At 36.3% G+C, this 18,392-nt stretch carries 20 protein-coding genes; 8 read left to right on the top strand and 12 right to left on the bottom strand.

All coding sequences use genetic code 11. The features are described from left to right. Positions 1 to 18: 18 nt before the first annotated feature. The 8 genes from DDD_RS05400 to DDD_RS05365 form a co-directional block, all read right to left on the bottom strand. Entirely contained in the window at positions 19 to 1,173 is a 1,155-nt protein-coding gene (locus DDD_RS05400; protein ID WP_015361770.1) for a BatD family protein, read from the bottom strand. Further along, entirely contained in the window at positions 1,173 to 2,024 is an 852-nt protein-coding gene (locus DDD_RS05395) for a tetratricopeptide repeat protein (RefSeq protein WP_015361769.1), read from the bottom strand. Before DDD_RS05395 ends, DDD_RS05400 begins: the two co-directional genes overlap by 1 nt. Continuing rightward, on the bottom strand, positions 2,017 to 3,048 hold the full coding sequence (locus tag DDD_RS05390) for a VWA domain-containing protein (protein ID WP_015361768.1): 1,032 nt from the start codon (positions 3,046 to 3,048) through the stop codon (positions 2,017 to 2,019). The genes DDD_RS05395 and DDD_RS05390 overlap by 8 nt, the downstream gene beginning before the upstream one ends. A 200-nt stretch (positions 3,049 to 3,248) precedes the next feature. Further along, the gene (locus DDD_RS05385) at positions 3,249 to 4,262 is read right to left on the bottom strand and encodes a vWA domain-containing protein (protein ID WP_015361767.1); all 1,014 of its coding nucleotides are present in this window, start codon (positions 4,260 to 4,262) and stop codon (positions 3,249 to 3,251) included. Then, positions 4,262 to 5,908: a hypothetical protein gene (locus tag DDD_RS05380; RefSeq protein WP_015361766.1), complete on the bottom strand. Its 1,647-nt coding sequence runs from the start codon at positions 5,906 to 5,908 to the stop codon at positions 4,262 to 4,264. The genes DDD_RS05385 and DDD_RS05380 overlap by 1 nt, the downstream gene beginning before the upstream one ends. Next, complete coding sequence (locus DDD_RS05375; RefSeq protein WP_015361765.1) at positions 5,905 to 6,768, bottom strand: DUF58 domain-containing protein; 864 nt, start codon at positions 6,766 to 6,768, stop codon at positions 5,905 to 5,907. Before DDD_RS05375 ends, DDD_RS05380 begins: the two co-directional genes overlap by 4 nt. A gap of 54 nt (positions 6,769 to 6,822) precedes the next feature. Then, the gene (locus DDD_RS05370; RefSeq protein ID WP_015361764.1) at positions 6,823 to 7,401 is read right to left on the bottom strand and encodes an outer membrane protein; all 579 of its coding nucleotides are present in this window, start codon (positions 7,399 to 7,401) and stop codon (positions 6,823 to 6,825) included. A gap of 76 nt (positions 7,402 to 7,477) precedes the next feature. Beyond that, the gene (locus tag DDD_RS05365; protein ID WP_015361763.1) at positions 7,478 to 8,482 is read right to left on the bottom strand and encodes an AAA family ATPase; all 1,005 of its coding nucleotides are present in this window, start codon (positions 8,480 to 8,482) and stop codon (positions 7,478 to 7,480) included. 243 nt (positions 8,483 to 8,725) lie between these two features. Between DDD_RS05365 and DDD_RS05360 the strand changes: the two genes are divergently transcribed. The 6 genes from DDD_RS05360 (at position 8,726) to DDD_RS05335 (ending at position 13,576) form a co-directional block, all read left to right on the top strand. Then, on the top strand, positions 8,726 to 9,481 hold the full coding sequence (locus tag DDD_RS05360) for an SDR family NAD(P)-dependent oxidoreductase (RefSeq protein ID WP_041567341.1): 756 nt from the start codon (positions 8,726 to 8,728) through the stop codon (positions 9,479 to 9,481). A gap of 36 nt (positions 9,482 to 9,517) precedes the next feature. Further along, positions 9,518 to 9,784, top strand: a complete 267-nt coding sequence (locus DDD_RS05355) for a hypothetical protein (RefSeq protein WP_015361761.1) — start codon at positions 9,518 to 9,520, stop codon at positions 9,782 to 9,784. Between the two features lie 123 nt (positions 9,785 to 9,907). Beyond that, a complete protein-coding gene (gene hemH / locus DDD_RS05350) occupies positions 9,908 to 10,939 on the top strand; it encodes a ferrochelatase (RefSeq protein ID WP_041566954.1) in 1,032 nt (343 codons plus the stop codon). A 109-nt stretch (positions 10,940 to 11,048) separates the two neighbouring features. Beyond that, entirely contained in the window at positions 11,049 to 12,416 is a 1,368-nt protein-coding gene (locus DDD_RS05345) for an MATE family efflux transporter (protein ID WP_015361759.1), read from the top strand. Between the two features lie 129 nt (positions 12,417 to 12,545). After that, positions 12,546 to 13,019 carry an acyl-CoA thioesterase gene (locus DDD_RS05340; protein WP_015361758.1) on the top strand — a complete coding sequence of 158 codons (474 nt, stop codon included), beginning with the start codon at positions 12,546 to 12,548 and terminating at the stop codon, positions 13,017 to 13,019. A 125-nt stretch (positions 13,020 to 13,144) separates the two neighbouring features. Next, complete coding sequence (locus tag DDD_RS05335) at positions 13,145 to 13,576, top strand: hypothetical protein (protein WP_015361757.1); 432 nt, start codon at positions 13,145 to 13,147, stop codon at positions 13,574 to 13,576. Here the strand turns inward: DDD_RS05335 and DDD_RS05330 are convergent. The 3 genes from DDD_RS05330 to DDD_RS05320 all read right to left on the bottom strand — a co-directional run bounded on the left by DDD_RS05330 (position 13,573) and on the right by DDD_RS05320 (position 15,791). After that, positions 13,573 to 14,487: a DMT family transporter gene (locus tag DDD_RS05330; RefSeq protein WP_015361756.1), complete on the bottom strand. Its 915-nt coding sequence runs from the start codon at positions 14,485 to 14,487 to the stop codon at positions 13,573 to 13,575. The two genes, DDD_RS05335 and DDD_RS05330, sit on opposite strands and share 4 nt — an antisense overlap. After that, a complete protein-coding gene (locus DDD_RS05325) occupies positions 14,488 to 14,841 on the bottom strand; it encodes an arsenate reductase family protein (protein WP_041566953.1) in 354 nt (117 codons plus the stop codon). Positions 14,842 to 15,017: 176 nt separating this feature from the next. Beyond that, entirely contained in the window at positions 15,018 to 15,791 is a 774-nt protein-coding gene (locus DDD_RS05320; RefSeq protein WP_015361754.1) for a prohibitin family protein, read from the bottom strand. 245 nt (positions 15,792 to 16,036) lie between these two features. Between DDD_RS05320 and DDD_RS05315 the strand changes: the two genes are divergently transcribed. Then, complete coding sequence (locus DDD_RS05315) at positions 16,037 to 17,185, top strand: trans-sulfuration enzyme family protein (RefSeq protein WP_015361753.1); 1,149 nt, start codon at positions 16,037 to 16,039, stop codon at positions 17,183 to 17,185. An 18-nt stretch (positions 17,186 to 17,203) separates the two neighbouring features. Here DDD_RS05315 and DDD_RS05310 read toward each other — a convergent pair whose 3' ends face one another. Continuing rightward, the gene (locus tag DDD_RS05310) at positions 17,204 to 17,869 is read right to left on the bottom strand and encodes a C40 family peptidase (protein ID WP_111474677.1); all 666 of its coding nucleotides are present in this window, start codon (positions 17,867 to 17,869) and stop codon (positions 17,204 to 17,206) included. Positions 17,870 to 18,194: 325 nt separating this feature from the next. Here DDD_RS05310 and DDD_RS17830 point away from each other — a divergent pair, with 325 nt between their 5' ends. Further along, entirely contained in the window at positions 18,195 to 18,380 is a 186-nt protein-coding gene (locus DDD_RS17830) for a hypothetical protein (RefSeq protein WP_015361750.1), read from the top strand. The last annotated feature ends 12 nt before the right edge of the window (positions 18,381 to 18,392 follow it).

The raw sequence follows: 18,392 nt of genomic DNA, 5'->3' as shown, positions 1-18,392 counted from the left end.
TTTTCTAATTAAAATGCATCAATCAACTAAAATTACTTTTTTTTCAGTAGCTAGATTAAAATATTTCTTTTGTACTGGATCAAAATATGAAAATTTGATAGAAGGTATTTCAAACTCACCTTTTATACTGGAACTAATGATATACTTATCAAAAATGTGATTTTTCATAACTTCATTATTACTTTCTTTACGGATCAATTTTAAACCACTCGGTATAGGTAACTCTGGCAATAATATTTGGTTTAAATTTCCTGTGCCTTTTAATTTAATGTTAACTACAAATTCATCATTTAAGCCAACTGTTGATTTGCTTATCTCCGACTCTAGATTAAAATTACCTATAGCGTTATAAAATCCATCTGGTTTACCATTTACTGGAATTGAATTAACAACAATGGTAATCGAATCAGATGACACAATTTTTTGAACATAACCATATTCCGACATTTTTAAAGAATCAATTTTTGTCAATTTAAAATTTATGCCAAGATCAAATTTTAATGGCTCGATTATTAATTCTCCTTCTTTTTTGGGATATATCACAACTCTACCAATAATTAAACTTCTACATTTTTTTTCATTGCATGTATCATCTTTAATTTTCTTGTCAAAAGTAAGTTTCTCCACAATAAAATCAGGAAACTTCGGCTCACTAATTATGTTATCTTTATAAATACTTAAACTATCATGTATGTACATTTTATACTCTAAAACAATAGGTTCATTAAGGTAAACGTTTGTACTAGTAACATCGGCGACTAGTTTAATAGTTTCTAGCCTGCTAGCAAAATCAGTAGGGTAAAGATCTGTTACGTCTGAAACTCTAATTTTAATACTTTTAGTTTCATATATTTCTTCAAGATACTTAATTGTTGCACTTTCAATTACGATTCTTCCTTTTGAAATAGGCTTAACGTAGTATTCATATGTAAAACCTACTTTCTCTTCACCATTTATCCATTTTTGTGAAAATAATTTATTAGGACCATTTATTATTTGAAACTTTTCAAGATTTGGAGGTTTAAAATCGTGGCCATATTGATTAATTTTAAATTCCAATCGCAAAGTGTCTTTAACGTCAATTCTGTTTTTGTTCGAAGTGGCAGTGAAGCTCACTTGAGCAACTCCTAAACTGCTTATTAGAAAAAAGAAAATGTAAATAAGTTGTTTCATTACCAGTCTTTTTCAGATTTTTTGGCAGCACCTTTTGCCTTTTTAGCATTTACTTTGTCTCTTATCTTTTGCTCTTCATTATTCATAGCTTCAAGAATCTGACTGATTTGTTGCGGTGTCATTTTACCTTCTACGCGTTGTTGAGGTGCTTTTTGGTCTTGTTCTTTAGGATCGCCTTTGCCGTCCTTTCCATCTTGTGGCTTTCCGTCTTTATCTTTATCGCCTTCTCCGTCACCTTTCTTATCATCACCTTCTTTCTCGTTGTCTTTACCTTTGTCCTTGCCGTCGGACTTCTCATCTTGTTCACCTTCCTTATTCTCTTCGTCCTCGCTCTTGCTGTCGTCTTTCTTGTCTTTATCATCGCCGCCACCACCACCGCCACCGCCTTGTTTTTCTTCTTCTTTTTTAGCTAGGGCTAGATTGTAACGAGTTTCTTCGTCAGTAGGGTCGTTTCTCAAGGCATTTTTATAAGCTTCTACTGCTTTTTTATATTCTTTATTTTCAAGTAATAAGTTGCCTTGGTTGTGATAGATTCTATGTTTTTCTTGCTTAGTTGTTGCAGCTTCTGCTGCTGCGATGTAATTATTTGAGGCGTTGTACTTTTTTGTGTTCTCATAATACAAGTTTCCAAGATTATAGGAAGCATCTGTACTTTTAGGATTTACAGCTTTTGCTTTTTTGTAAGCTGCCTCAGCAAGATTAAAATTTCCTTCCTCAGCATATTCTTGAGCCTTTGCAATGGCGTTCTCGTATTCTTGATTTGTAGTTGGTTCTTGTTGCGCTTTCGCGAAAGCGTAACTTCCCAATACCATCAGTACTAATAAAAAACTTTTCTTCATCATCTTACTCATTAAATAGATTTAACTTTTGCAGCCAGCCTGTTTTTCTTTCTAGGTAAAATAGGTCTAAGAATAAAAAGAATAGTCCGAAACCTAGAAACCACTGGAATTGTGATTCAAAATCGGCATATTGTTGAGAGTCAAAGGCTACTTTATCGATTCCTGCTAGCTCTTCTTTGAGCTGTTCTATAACAGTTGCAGTAACTGTGCCATCGATGTATGCGCCATTACCAGCCTCTGCAATTTCTTTTAAAGTCTCTGGATTCAACTTAGTCATGACGGTTTTTCCATCTCGATCTTTTTTAAATTCTCTTATTATACCATCTCGCTTGATAGGAATAGTAGCACCTTTTTCAGTACCTACTCCTATGGTAATAATACGAATTCCTTTCTCTGCAGCGGCTTCTGCAACGGCAACACTTTCTCCTTCATGGTCTTCTCCATCACTTATAATGACTAAGATTTTTGCAGCTTCCGTATCTTCACTATAATAACTTTCTGCTAACTGTATGGCTTCATTTATAGCAGTTCCTTGGCTAGAAACCAAGTCGGTATTCAAGGATTGAAGAAATAATCTTGCGCTACCGTAATCAGTGGTAATAGGAAGTTGTGGTACTGCGCTACCCGCGTAGGCAATTAAACCTATACGATCACTTGCTAGATTATTAATAATTTCTGTCACTAATCGTTGTGATTTCTCTAGACGGTTAGGCGCAATATCTTCCGCCAGCATGGATTTTGAAACGTCTACTGCAAACACAATATCTACACCTTCACGATTTACAGTTTCAATCTTTTCACCTGCTTTTAAATTTACTAATGCTAGAACTAGAAAAATAATGCCTACGCAAACGGTTACCAACTTTAATATAGGCTTGAACCAAGATCGATTAGGAATCAAATGATCCAGCATTTCTTTATTAGCATACTTTTTTTGTGCGCGGTAACGCCAGTAGGAGAGTCCTATAAAAAGAACTACCAAAACTGGAATAAGGCACAAAAGCCAGAAATATATTTTTTCTTCTAGTAGGTACATGTAGTACTTAGTTGTTTTATTTTAATTTCTGCTATCTCCAATTGTAAATGGAGGCAGCTGTTTCTTTCTATTTTGTGTTCCAAGATTGATTGACAGCTCCAAATTTCATCGTTTCTTCATCGCAAACACCCAACCTAGCCTTCCCTCAAGGGAAGGAACTTTCATTTTCATTTTCATTTTCGAGTTCTAATTCGAGTTCATCAGGCAACCGTTTTAAACACTGTATATCTCAGTAATAGTTCTAAACCTATGAGAATAAGCGCTAGTAACACCAGATCACGATATTTCTCTTCTACATTATAGAATTCAAATTGTTCAATTTCTGTTTTTTCTAGTTTATCAATTTCGGCATAGATTTCTTTTAACTTCTGGTTGTTTGTGGCTCTAAAATATTTTCCACCAGTGTCTGCGGCGATTTGTTTCATCAATTCTTCATCGATCTCTACTGGAGCCATTCTCATTTCAAAGGTCCCATCAGCTCTTGCTCTAAAAGGAGATGGCGCATTACCATTAGTTCCTATTCCTATAGTATATACTTTGATGTCAAATTCTATTGCCAGCTCGCTAGCGATTTTAGGATCTAGAAAACCGCTGTTATTTACTCCATCAGTCATTAAAATAATGACTTTACTCAATGCTTCACTTTCTTTCAAGCGGTTTACTGCTGTTGCAAGTCCCATTCCTATGGCTGTTCCGTTTTCAAGAACACCGTCAAACTTGATGTCTTTAATCGCTTTTAAAGAAATAGTTTTATCTGTTGTGATAGGTGTTTTGGTATAACTTTCTCCTGCATAAACCACGACTCCTATACGGTCGTTAGGTCTTCCATTGATAAAATCTGCGGCAACTTCTTTAGTCGCTTCTAGACGATCTGGTTTAAGATCTCTGGCAAGCATACTGGCACTTACATCTACTGCAAGAACGATGTCTATTCCATTAGTCGTTTTAGTTTTTGTGGTAACATCAGTAGTTTGAGGTCTTGCTAGAGCAACAATAATCAATGATAAAGCAAGCAACCTTAATACAAAAAGTAAAGGCCTTAATTTCCCAAAAATGGAATTACTGGATTGAAATCCTTTGCTAGAAGAAACTTTTACAGCGGCATTTTGTCTATTAAATGTCCAAACGTAAAAAGCAATTACCAGTGGTAACCCCAGAAACAACCAAAACATTTCTGGAGAAGCAAACTCTATATTTGTGAACCAGTCCATCATTACTTTTGTTTCTTTTTACCATCTTCGAAGGATGGAAATACAATCGAACTCCTCACTTTTTCTCTTAGTATTCTTCCAAATTCACGTTCTGGATCTTCCTCATCATCTTTTTTATTACTGATAATGATTTGGTCAATTCCTATACGATTAAGCATTTTTAGAACTTCGTATTCGTAAATCTCTCCATCTAGATTATAAGTTCCTTCTAGAGAAACACCCTTGAGACCATTCATTTCTATTTCATTGTCTAACATAAGGATATCGCTAGCACCCATTTCTTCAAAAACCTTAATCATATTGTTATGAACCATTTCTGGTGATAATTGTTTTTGCTCGTCAGTAGGTTCTTCTTTAAGTGTAAATGTGATTACTCCTATATAAAAATCATCAGTGAGATCGCCCGAAGAGAACTGATCCACGCTTGCTGCAATTACAGAGAATTGATCACTTAAAACGGTCGTGTCCTGACGCACAAGTATATCTGGCGAGTTGAGTTGTACAGGTGGCATTCCATATTCACTAGTTAACCAGGTTTGCTCTGTAAACTCTCTTAACTCATTACCTAGAACTTGATCTTTTACATTTTCAAACCCTGCAACATAGCTCCATATTCCTATACCTATAAATAGGGCAACGACTCCAGCGCCTATTCCCAAAGCAATTTTTTGAGTACGCTTTTTTATTTCTTGCTGTCTGCGGTATTTCGCATCTTGCATTAATTCCTCCTCGGTAGGTGGCGGCAGTACTCTATGAATATTATCAATAATTTCTCTAGTTCTATTTCTGTCTTCTTTGGCGCTTATCGCATCACCACTTGCGCTCGCAAATTTTACTAAATCTGCTTTTTGAAGTATTTCCTCTAGTCTAGATTGTGTTTTATCGGTAATATGCATGCCTTTTTCAGTCATGGTAATTTTCAATTCTTTGATCAATTGACCTGTCGTGCTTTCTAAGGTGTGACCATAAACTTTAGAATCAATATACCTTCTAATAATGTAGGTTAACTCTGTATAATATTCTTTCCAGTTACGGTTCTCTAGATAACCGCTGTCGTCTAATTTTTGCAAGCGGTATTGCGTCCATTCATATGGCTGTAAAGTTTCTTCATAGGTTTTTTGTTCCCGCTTTCGCGAAAGCAAAACAACAGCAATCGCCACAGGAATTAAAAGCAATAACCACCACATCCAAGCGTAAGAACCTCTTGAACGATCTTCAATTTCTACCGAATCTTTAATCGGGAACATACCTTGTTTAGTAGTATCCACAACTACTTCTCGCACGCTTACTAGAATGGAGTCGGACTGTAATCTTCTTGCGTTTTTAAGGATTTCCAGACGTGGCACCCAGTAATCACCAGAGTCAAATTGTGTGATGCCATATTTTTTGAATAGTCGTATTTTATCGGCTATTTTCAAGCTGTCTACTGGATAACTATTGATGACTTCCATCGCTCCCATAGTTTGTTGCTCTGGAAAAATGATGAGATCACCTAACTCAGCCTCGACACTTATGCCCAGTTGTACCTCTTCACCTATTTTTATAAGATCTCGATCTACTTTAGTTTCTACTTCTTTAACAGTAGGCTCTTGTGCATGAGATAAAACAGTGCATAATAGAAATGATATGTAAAGGAGTTTTTTTATCATCTTGCTTTAAAGTATCCTAATAGTTTTTTAGTGTAATTTTCTTGAGTTTCTAGATCGATCGCACCAGCATCTGATCTGGTAAAAGCGTCCTTAAAATAAGCAGCACATTCTTTATGATACGCAGCATATTTTGTACGTACAGATTTAGAACTCGTATTGATTAACTGTGATTTACCAGTTTCCTGATCTAAGAATTGAACCAGTCCCATTTTAGGCATTTCGGTCTCACGCTTATCGTAGACTCTTATACCGGTAACATCGTGTTTGCGACCAGCTATCTGCAAGGTCTTTTTATAATCGGTACTCATAAAGTCTGACATCACAAATACGATGGCTTTTTTCTTTAAAACACCTGCAAGGAATTTCAAAGCTCCAGCGACATCAGTACCTTTTCCTTGTGGTTTAAACTCGAGTAATTCTCTTATGATTCTAAGGATGTGAAATTTCCCTTTTTTAGGCGGAATAAATAGTTCTACCTGATCAGAAAATAATAGCAATCCTACTTTATCATTGTTTTGCATGGCGCTGAATGCCAGCGTGGCACATAACTCTGTAATAATCTCTTTTTTGAGTTGTTCTTGTGTCCCAAAAAGAGTAGAACCACTTATGTCAGCCACCAGCATTAAGGTTAACTCGCGCTCTTCTTCAAATACTTTTATGTAAGGCTCAGAATAGCGAGCGGTAACATTCCAGTCTATGTTACGCACATCATCACCAAATTGATACTGGCGCACTTCACTAAACGTCATTCCACGTCCTTTAAAAGCACTATGATACTCGCCACCAAAAACAGCATCGCTCAAACGACGTGTTTTGATCTCGATTTTACGTACTTTTTTAAGGAGTTCTTGTGTGTTCACGTTTAAATTATTGATTTGTTAATGCGTCAATATGATTGTTAATATTCTTTTCAATTAAAATCTATAGCCTATTCCTACTTTTAAAATATTTACATTTTGATTGTACGGCGTTTTACGTACGTCTCTAGCGCTCAATCTTACATAATCATACTGCAGTTGTACATAGAATTCGTCATAAATATCATAGGCAATAGCGAGGTTTAAGTTGATTCCGTCATCAGAGCTATTTTCTTGAAAATCTGCTCCAGCAAAATTTTGATCTTCTATATGAAAAGCAAATATGGAATAACCCAAACCTATCATGGGATGCCACTGTGGATATCCAGCTACTTTGAAAGAAGCATAAACCCTTGGCTGAAAAATCACTGCATTACCATTTGCTTCTGGGCTATTATCAAATCGAGTGTCATCTCTTAAAAAAGCACCTACATTGAGAGAAGCACCTAAATCTAGTGCGTTATATTCTGCAAATCTGTATTTAAGGCCTAAGTCGGCCACGCCATTATATCCTTCATCTACAAAATTATCTCCAAAAGTATACGGGAAATTTGCTTCTAGGCTGAAGTTGCTTTGCTGTCCGAAGGACAAAAAGCAGGTCATCATCATTACACTAAGAAACACATTTTTAAGCATCAAGATAAATTTGGATATCAAAACGTTCTCGACTATCGCTCGAACTGACATTTGATTTATTGATTAAGTTAAATATTTACGGTACCTCTATCGTGTTCACGATTTTGTTTACGATATCTTCTGTCGTGTAGTTCTCTGCTTCGGCTTCATAGGTAATACCTATTCTGTGACGCAATACATCTAGTACTACGGCACGCACATCTTCAGGAACTACATAACCACGTCGCTTGATAAATGCGTAACATTTTGCTGCTTTGGCAAGATTGATAGATCCACGAGGCGATGCTCCGAAGGAAATCAAAGGTTTTAAGTCTGCTAGGTTATATTTCTCTGGATAACGAGTTGCAAAAATGATATCTAGAATATACTTCTCAATCTTCTCATCCATGTAGACAATTTCTACCGCATCTTGTGCACGTAAAATTTGCTCTACAGAAACTACAGGGTTTGCCGCAGCAAATTCTTTTTTAAGATTGGCTCGCATAATAAACTGCTCGTCACCTATCGTAGGGTAATCGATTACCGTTTTTAACATAAAACGGTCCATTTGCGCTTCTGGCAATGGGTAAGTTCCTTCTTGGTCTACAGGGTTTTGTGTTGCCATTACTAAGAATGGCTTTTGTAATTTAAAGGTTTCATCACCTATAGTTACTTGCTTCTCTTGCATGGCTTCTAGTAACGCACTTTGCACTTTGGCAGGCGCACGGTTGATCTCATCTGCTAGGACAAAGTTGGCAAAAATAGGTCCTTTCTTAATGTTGAATTCCCCATCTTTCATGTTGTAGATAAGTGTTCCCACAACATCGGCAGGAAGTAAATCTGGTGTAAACTGGATTCTTGAAAAGGAGCCGCTTACTGCTTTAGAAAGCGTCGTGATGGCAAGTGTTTTTGCTAGTCCAGGAACACCTTCTAGCAATATGTGTCCTCTTCCTAATAAACCAATGAGAAGACGCTCTACCATGTATTGCTGTCCTACGATCACTTTGTTCATTTCATTTACAAGTAAATCTACAAACTGACTTTCTTGCGCTACCTTTTCATTAATACTAGCAATATCTATTTGAGTGCTTTGCTGCTCCATACCTATACTTTCTTAAATAGTTCTTCTACAAAAATGCCCAATCAACAAGGATTGAACTGTTTAAATGCCGTTAAAATTCATGGCGATTCTGTAACTACCAAATTTAAAGCCAAGACACCTTAAATCCTTAAAAGATGCTCGTTTTTATGTTATCTATTGTTAACGAGTCCGCTTTCGCGAAAGCGTAACATAAATCCAACATTTTACAAATCGCTTTTACTTATTTTTGTGGAAAGCATGGATATGAAAACAGCATTGATTACAGGCGCTACCAGCGGAATAGGTTTAGCAACAGCGCGATTACTTTCTCAAAATAATTTTGCCTTAGTTCTTTGTGGTAGGAACACAGAAAAATTAGCAGAACTAAAGCAAGAACTATCGGAAGTTGTACCAGTGGAAACTCTTGATTTTGATGTGCGAGATCAAGATCTCGTTAAACAAAAAATAGGTAGTCTGAAAGAAGCTCCATTTCATGAAATTGATGTTTTGATTAATAATGCTGGGAATGCTCATGGATTAGATCCTATCGATAAAGGTAGCGTTGAAGATTGGGATGCTATGATGGATATTAATGTAAAAGGATTGCTTTATGTGAGCCATGCGATTATTCCACAAATGCGAGAACGTAAAAGTGGCCATGTGATCAATATAGGTTCTACCGCAGGTAAGGAAGTTTATCCTAATGGAAATGTGTATTGTGGTTCTAAACACGCTGTAGATGCTATTACTACCGGGATGCGACTGGATTTAAACCCATATGGTATACGTGTAGGAGCAGTAAATCCAGGATTAGTCGAGACTAGTTTTAGTGAGGTACGATTTAAAGGAGATACGCAAAGAGCTGAGAAAGTGTATCAAGGATACAAAGCGCTCCAGCCTCAAGACGTGGCAGATGTTATTTTATTTGCTGTTACACGACCACCACATGTAAACATTGCAGATTTAACCGTAATGTGTACCGCACAAGCGAGTAGTGTGGTCTTGAATAAAAAAGCATAAAACAGTAGAACGTTTTTTGCTAGTTAAACTAAAGGTATGGATTTTTTAAAATTTTTAGGACTGTTATTGTTGGGAGCGTTAGCTACTATCGCTTATGGTTTCTATACTATTGATCAAGGCGATGCCGCTGCTGGTCACAAAGCAATTGGACTTGCCACACTATTCATATTTTTTGTGATCATGCCATTGTTTATTTGGACTCGTTATAGAAAAAAAGACTTGAGTAAATTTAATTTTAATCAAGATAAAAAGACGGAAGACGATGAAGAATGGGATGTGGATGATAAAAGCAGGTGGAATTAAGGTAGGATGATAACACATACAAGTAAATTATAAATCGCGTTTATAGCTGTATTTTACATTTTAAATCCAATTTAAGTAATAACTTCATCTTATTACCGACTTTTGTGATAGTTAACTCAAACTATGAAAAAAGGCGTATTAATGGTGAATCTGGGATCTCCAGATAGTCCCAATCCTAAAGATGTAAAAAAGTATCTAGATGAGTTCTTAATGGATGAGCGAGTGATAGACTTGCCCTATATATTAAGAGCGATTTTAGTTAAGGGAATTGTATTAAACACAAGACCAAAGAAAAGTGCTGAAGCCTACGGTAAAATCTGGTGGGATGAAGGAAGCCCTTTAATCGTACTTTCAGAAAGATTGCAGGAGAAGATTGATGCCTTTACAAGCGTACCTATCGCTCTTGCGATGCGTTATGGATCGATGTCGATAGAAGAAGGAATGCAAGAACTTCATGATAAAGGTGTTGATGAGGTTTTATTAATTCCTTTGTATCCACAGTTTGCAATGGCTACTACAGAGACTATTCAAGTACTAGCTGAAGAGATACGTCAGGAAAAATATCCTCACATGTCCTTTACTCACATGCCACCGTTTTATAATCATCCTGATTACATACGCGTCTTGTCAGAATCAATTAGAGAATCTCTAGAAGGTAAAGATTATGAACATCTATTGTTTTCATACCATGGAGTTCCTAAAAGGCACATTAGAAAAAGTGATATCACAAAATCTCATTGTAAGATGGATGGAAAATGCTGTTCTACACCATCACCAGCACATGAGTTTTGTTACAGCCATCAATGTAAAGAAGTAACTAGATTAGTAGGTGAGTATCTAGAAATGGAAGAAGGAACCTATTCTACTACTTTTCAATCGCGATTAGGATTTGATCCATGGTTGACTCCATATACAGATCGCACCATAGAGAAAATGGGACTAGGCGGTACTAAGAAAATGGCTATAGCAACACCAGCATTTGTAAGTGATTGTCTAGAAACATTAGAAGAAATCGCTATGGAAGGTGAAGAAATTTTTCACGAAGTAGGTGGAGAAGAATTTCACGTTATTCCATGTTTAAACGATCGTGAAGATTGGGTAAAAGTACTTTCTAGATGGATAGATGAATGGGCAATGAGTGAAGTAACTGCCTAATTATTAAATATATTAAGAAAAGGTCTTCCATGGGTGAAGACCTTTTTCATTTTAAAGAAATGAACGCATTAAAATTATAGTCTCATAATCTGCTCTACCTTTACCATTCATGAAAACCGCTCCACTTCCTAAAAATAAATCAATTGCCTTAGGTATTGAGCCTATTTCTAAATTACTGATCAAGCAAGCAGTTCCGGCTTCTATAGGAATACTTGTGATGTCACTAAATATATTAATTGACACGATTTTTGTAGGTAATTGGATAGGGTCTATAGCAATTGCGGCTATCAATGTAGTTTTACCAGTATCCTTTTTCATTGCTGCCTTAGGAATGGCAATAGGTATAGGAGGATCTAGTATTATCTCAAGAGCGCTGGGCGCAGATAATCATGAAAAGGCCAAAACCACTTTTGGAAACATGCTATCGCTTACCATTCTTATTACAACAGTAATGGTAGGTTTAGGACTTGTATTTATAAACGATCTAGTTCCTGCCTTTGGTGGAAAAGGAGACATATTTGAACCTGCCAAGATATATTATCGTATCGTCCTTTATGGAATACCTATGCTTGCCCTTTGTATGATGGGAAACAATGTGATAAGAGCTGAAGGAGCACCTACACACGCCATGGTTGCCATGCTTATTCCTTCAGTTGGGAATTTATTACTGGACTATATTTTGATCAATAGGCTGGACATGGGAATGGAAGGTGCTGCGTGGGCGACAACTATAAGTTATGGGCTGTGTTTAGCTTATGTAGCGTGGTTTTTTCTTTCTGGTAAAAGTGAGTTGCTTTGTAGCTGGAGACACTTTATTTTTAAATGGATTATACTTAGTGAAATAGGTGCGTTAGGGTTTGTTACTCTTGCAAGACAAGCGACTACAAGTTTACTGTACTTGATATTGAATAATGTACTCTTTGAATTAGGTGGCGAGAGCAGTGTTTCTGTTTTTGGTATCATAGGTAGAATGATGATGTTTGCTCTTTTCCCAGTTTTAGGGATCACACAAGGATTTCTGCCTATTGCTGGTTACAATTATGGAGCAGAAAACTGGAGCCGTGTAAGAGAAGTGATATTTACCTCAATCAAATATGCTTGCGGTCTAGGTGTCGTTATATTTTTAGGTCTTTTCTTTTTTACCAGAGAAATTGCAGACGTTTTTACTGACGACCTGCAAGTAATTGAAGACACGGCTTTTGCTTTAAAGTTAGTCTTTATCGCTGTCCCTATTATTGCGATTCAATTAATAGGCTCTGCTTATTATCAAGCGATAGGTAAAGCTATTCCTGCACTATTGCTCACTTTACTACGTACTGGGTTTATCTTATTGCCACTAGTTCTTATTTTACCTAGATTTTATGGAGAGTTAGGAGTATGGCTTAGTTTCCCTATTGCAGATGTTCTTTCTACGGTGATCACGGCATATTACCTATGGATGGCAATGAGAAAATTAAAACCTAGTAATCAGGAATAGATGGTTTTCTTTCTCGCTTTCGCGAAAGCGAGATAAAAATTAACCCAGTACTTTTTTATTAAAAATATCTCAAGTAATTCTTTGAACGATATGCCTCATATATCTTTGCGCACAAATTGAATAGTTATTATGTACAAGAAAGAATTTGACGTGAGGTGGAGTGATCTCGATGCCAACAGACACATGGCAAACAGTGCCTATCAAAATTTTATGAGTCACACGCGCATGGCTTTTTTAATTGAAAATGACTTCGGACAGAGAGAAATGGCTCAGTATGAAACTGGTCCCGTTATTTTTAATGAGAACATTTACTATTTTAAAGAAATTCATCAAGGAAAACCAATTACGGTGAGTTGCGAGGTGACTGGCATGAGTGAAGATGGAAGCATGTTTAGCTTCAGGCATAACTTCTATGATTACAAAGGTCGTAATGTTGCTCGCGGTTTGATGACAGGTGCATGGATGAATTTAAGAGAGCGTAAAATCACTGCGCTACATCCAGATTTACATGAGAAGATCAAGAACTTCCCACAGTCCAAGGGCTTTAAAATATTGACTAAGCAGGACATGAGATCACACGGTCAGGTACCCCAGGACGACTAAATTAAATTTAAACAATTCATGTATAATCAGTGTTTTATCTGATTTTATAGTGACTTGATCCAAATGAACTGTTAGTTCAATGTCTTTTTCGGTTGTACTGTTATAGTTCTTTACGTTTGCATGCTATGTTAACAATAAAGAACTCTTCTCTTTACAATGAAACGCTCAAAGAATTGAACTATTCATTTGGTAACTTTTATTTTTTTGATGGATTTGTCGTTTCTGAAATCAAGGAAGGAGTTGATTTCTCTTGGGAACTTGCAAAGCCTATAATTCAAGAGGTAGAAAGTTTTTACAACACAAAAGGAAGTGACATCGTTTACATTTCTAATAGAGTGAATAGTTATAATGTGAAACCTGTGGACTGGTTAAAGTTTACTGCTTTTGCGTTTAAGTTAAAAGGTTATGCAATTGTGGTAGATAGCCATATAAAAGGTCGTAACGCAAAGTTTGAATCACTCTTTATTCCCGTAAAGTTTAAGGTTTTTGATGATCTCGTTCATTCTATATTATGGGCAGCGCACCTAAATGAAAATCATAAACAACTTACAGATTAGTCTTTATTATAAGGTAATTGCTTTTTATCTCGTTTTAATCCAGTTAAAAATACGCCTGTAAAAATTAAAATTCCTGCCACGGCCTTTTGCCAGGTAATCATATCTTTTCCTAAACCTACTGCGATAAGCGTCGCGAGTAAAGGTTGTAAGTAAACAAATACGGCAACCACACTTGGTTTTAAAGTCCTAATAGCAATAATATTGAGCATGTACGTACCGAATGTAGCAAACAGTATGACATAACCTATATTCAATAAAGTCTCTGTGCTCGCTTTTGCAAACTCAAAGTCTAATCCTTGAACGATTCCAAAAGGAGTGATAAATAGCACACCAAAAAAGTACAGCCACTTCATTAAGGTAAAAACATGGTATTTGGCAGTAAGTTTTTTAGCAAGCAAAATGTAGAACGCATAAGATACTGCATTTATAAAAATGAGTGCATTACCTAATAAAGGGTTACTAGCTTCTGCACCTTTTCCTGTTGATAGAAAAATGAGTAATGCAGCTCCAGAAAAACCCACTAGAATTCCTATGATGCGCGTTGCAAATAATCGTTCTTTCAAGAAAATAGCACTTAATACCAGCACGATTATAGGTGTGCTCACCATGAGAACCGATGCGCTTATGGGAGATGTGAGTGATAAACCCCACATAAAGGTGACCATATTAAATCCTACACCACAAAATGCAGCAAGAGCGATTAAAGGAAATTCTCTGAGAGGAACTTTTTCTTTTTTTCCTGCAAAAAGTGAGATCACCCAAAATATAGCACAAGTAACTATAACTCGATACCACGTAAGTCCAAATGGCCCTATATGTTCTGGTGTTACTTCTTTTGCGGCGGTAAAATTATAGGCGTAAAATAGCGCTACAAAGAAGCCGCAAATTATCGCAATCGATCTTTTACTCATCTAAGTAAGAGCTTCTTTTGCAGCGGCAACCACTTTCTTAGAATTGCCTATGTAAGCGACATTATTATGAACGAGAATAGGTCTTTTTATAAATGTATAATGATCAAGAAGTAATTCTTTATAATCTTCTTCTTTTAAATCTTTTTCGTGAAGATTGCGTCCTCTATATAACTGCGCACGTCTATTAAATAGAGCTTCATAAGAACCAGCTTGATCTTTTAAAAATGTTAGTTGCTCTTCAGTTACAGGACTTTCTTTAGTATTTTGAAGATCAAAAGAATCAGGAAGTTCCAGCTCTCCTTTTATGCGCTGACAGGTGTTACAGCTATCCAAGTAAATAAAAGTATTTTTCATCAGGCAAAATTACGAAATGATCGCAAGACTGTGGTTGTTTTTATCGCTTTCGCGAAAGCGGTGAAAAAACAGCTTTGAAAACCTTTATTTATACCTTCGTCGAGAAAAAACGGAGCAAAAAAAAGGGCTCATATTAAAAATGAACCCTTTGACCAATCAAACTAAACTAAACTATATTAATTTTTTTCACCGTTGATAAGAAATGGTGTTTTACCATCAGTGATAATCACCTTGCTATTGGCAGATTTAGACAACTGAATAAAGGCTTCAATGCTGCGCAATTTTAAAATCTCAGGAGTTAATCCTTGAGCTAAAATCTTTTGTGCATCTCTAGAACCTGTTGCTTCTATAATCTTACGATCTGCTTCAAGTCGTTCTGATTGAAGAATAAACTCCATTCTCATAGCGTCTTGCTCTGCTTGTAGCTTTTGTTCGATAGAAAGTGAAAGTCCTGGAGGTAGTTGTATACTTTTCATAAGTACAGCCTCTATGATAATACCTTGCGGAGTAAGCGTTGTTTCCATTTTTTCTTTAATGGCTTTTTCAATATCTGCTCGTTTCCCAGAATGCATGTCTTTGGCATAAAACTGGGCACAAACATCTGAACTGGCAGACCTGAATACCGCAGCCATCACATCTTTATAATTAGGCCCTATGTTTTCTAGAACGGTCGGTAACTTCTCTACTTCAAGTCGATACAGAATCGATATTTCAGAATCTACACTTAGACCTTCTTTACTAGGTATTCTCAAAGCTAATTTGAGGTTGTTAGTTTGGATAGATTCTTTGATCACTTTAGTAGTAAAAGGATTGAAAACGATCGTTCCTTGTGTAACCACTTCGTTATCTAATTTACCTAACCTCTGTTTAACACCAGCTTCTCCTGGTCTTATAACGGCGCAGCTCGTTATAAATAACGATGCTACAAAAATCATTAATAAATTTCTCATAGTATTACTTTTAATTATCGATAGTAAATATAGTTGCTGTTCATTATTTTACTATTTATTTTATTGTTATTTATTTCTTAAAAATGTTTATTGAGTTTGCTAGAGAATTGTTTAGGTGGTAAGTGTGTGTAAATAGCTGTAGGATGTATTATTTGAGAATAATTTTGAAGTTTTCATTGGCTTAGTAAAACCAGATTTGTTTTGTGATTCTTTGCTCACTAGCTTTACCAGTTCAATAAGGAGCTATGAAATTTAATACTAAGGTCATTCATGGAGGTCAAGAGAATATTGATCCCGCTTACAACGCAGTCATGCCACCTATTTACCAAACGACTACTTTTAAACAGGCGAGTCATGGAGCGCATCAAGACTTTGAGTACGCTCGTAGTGGCAATCCTACTAGAGCTGCTCTGGAGAAAGCATGTGAGAGTATTGAAAACGGTAACTATGGTATTTCCTTTAGTTCTGGACTTGCTGCAATTGATGCTATTTTAAAATTACTGGAGCCTGGAGATGAGGTGATTTCTACAGGCGATCTTTATGGTGGTAGCTATAGGTTGTTTGATAAGATTTTTAAGAATTTCGGAATCAAGTTTCATTTTGTAGAAATGAAAAATGTAGCTGCTATAAACGATTACATTAATGAGAAAACAAAATTAGTATGGATAGAAACACCTACTAACCCCATGATGAATATTATAGACATTGTAGCAGCAGCAAAGATCACTCAAAATCACAACCTACTTCTCGCTGTAGACAATACTTTTGCCACTCCTTATTTGCAGAATCCGTTGGACTTAGGAGCAGATATCGTGATGCACAGTGCAACAAAATATCTAGGCGGCCACAGTGATGTTGTACAAGGCTGTCTGGTAGTAAATGATAAATCTCTAGCTAACAAATTGTATTTTATACAAAATGCAAGCGGTGCTGTTCCTGGACCTCAAGATTGTTTTCTAGTGCTGCGAGGTATCAAAACCCTACATGTGCGTATGCAGCGTCATTGTGAAAATGGTAGAGCAGTCGCTCAATTTTTAAAAACGCATCCTAAAGTAGATCATGTATTCTGGCCTGGATTTACAGAGCATCCCAATCATTTGATAGCAAAGTCTCAAATGAGAGATTATGGTGGTATGGTTTCATTTACTACTAAACTTGGTACCATAGAAAGTGCCATTCAGGTGATTGAGAACCTAAAAGTCTTCACTCTAGCGGAGTCACTAGGTGGTGTAGAATCTCTAGCTGGTCATCCTGCAACTATGACTCATGCAAGTATCCCCAAAGAAGATCGTGAAAAAGCGGGAATCGTAGATGCTTTGATACGACTAAGTGTAGGAATAGAAGACGTAGACGATCTATTAGAAGACCTTGATCAAGCGCTTCTAATAATTTAATGCCATTTAATAATAGGACTATCTATTTATAAGTGTGGTTAAATGCTCTCTCGTAGCTTTATCAAATACACCATTTATTTCCATACTGCGATCGGTGCTTTGAAATTGCTTTAAAGCAGATTCAGTTTTAGGTCCAAAAATACCGTCAGATGTACCACAATCATATCCCATCTGTTTAAGCGCATCCTGCAACATAACAACTTCGTTTCCTGAATCGCCACGTTTGATATTCTTTTTTGAAAAAGTTGTTGTTTCTTTTTTACGCAAACGTCTAAACCCTAAGATTTGATTTGCAGAATAGGCCGTTATGGAAACCTGATTTCCTTGATTTCCTCCTAAAACATACACACGGTCACCATCTATGGAGAATCCCATATAAATCCCTACATGGCCTTGCCAGGAGTTAGGAGAGTTGCGCCAAAATACGACTACATCTCCAGGTTCTGGATCGTTGCTGGTGTTGCCTACATTGAGCCAAGATCGCGCTAGTAAACTATCAGTACTTTCTAAAGATGCTTCTTTTGCTACCCAATTCATAAATAAACTACACCAGGCCGTATCGTCTTCAGTATAATTATCAAAGCCTGCATCTTTTGCATATTTAAGAATTTGTGGATTTGAACCTTTTCCTGGCTTTTCTTTCACACCTATTTCGGCTGTGGCAATATGGAGAATATTTTTCATAATCATTTGATTGTTAGTTGATTTAAATATACGCATTCTTTAATTATCAAAACAGACTCTATAAAGAGTATTATTAAAAAAGTAGAAAAATCACATGTTATTTTTAACTAAAATGCCAAGAAAATTTAACTAAAAATGTAATTGCGAGATCAAAAACTAAAATACATTTACTACATAATTTTAAAGTCATTTACCATGGCAAATAAACCAGCAAAAGGCGCGAAAAATTTCGGTAAGCCTTCTTCTAAGCCAGCAGCAGCAATGCCTAAAGCTAAGAACTCTGCTTCTAAAAAGAAGTAATTGTTCTCCCATACGATCCGGTCGTATGAAACTTAACCTGATAAAAAAGAGCCGTTTCCTTAAAGAAGAAACGGCTTACTTATTTGTACTCTTAATTATAAGAAATATTGTTAGGAAGTATGTTTTTGTTTCCGCTTTCGCGAAAGCGGTACAAGATTCCAGAATCATTTTATATTTTATAACTTACACCATGTTCAAGGTGCTAGAATGATGCATCTTTGCA

Origin of the sequence: Nonlabens dokdonensis DSW-6 (assembly GCF_000332115.1) — a bacterium.
GTDB lineage: Bacteria > Bacteroidota > Bacteroidia > Flavobacteriales > Flavobacteriaceae > Nonlabens > Nonlabens dokdonensis.
Note: the sequence above shows the minus strand (reverse complement) of the source record. Positions and strands in the feature narration are given on the sequence as shown.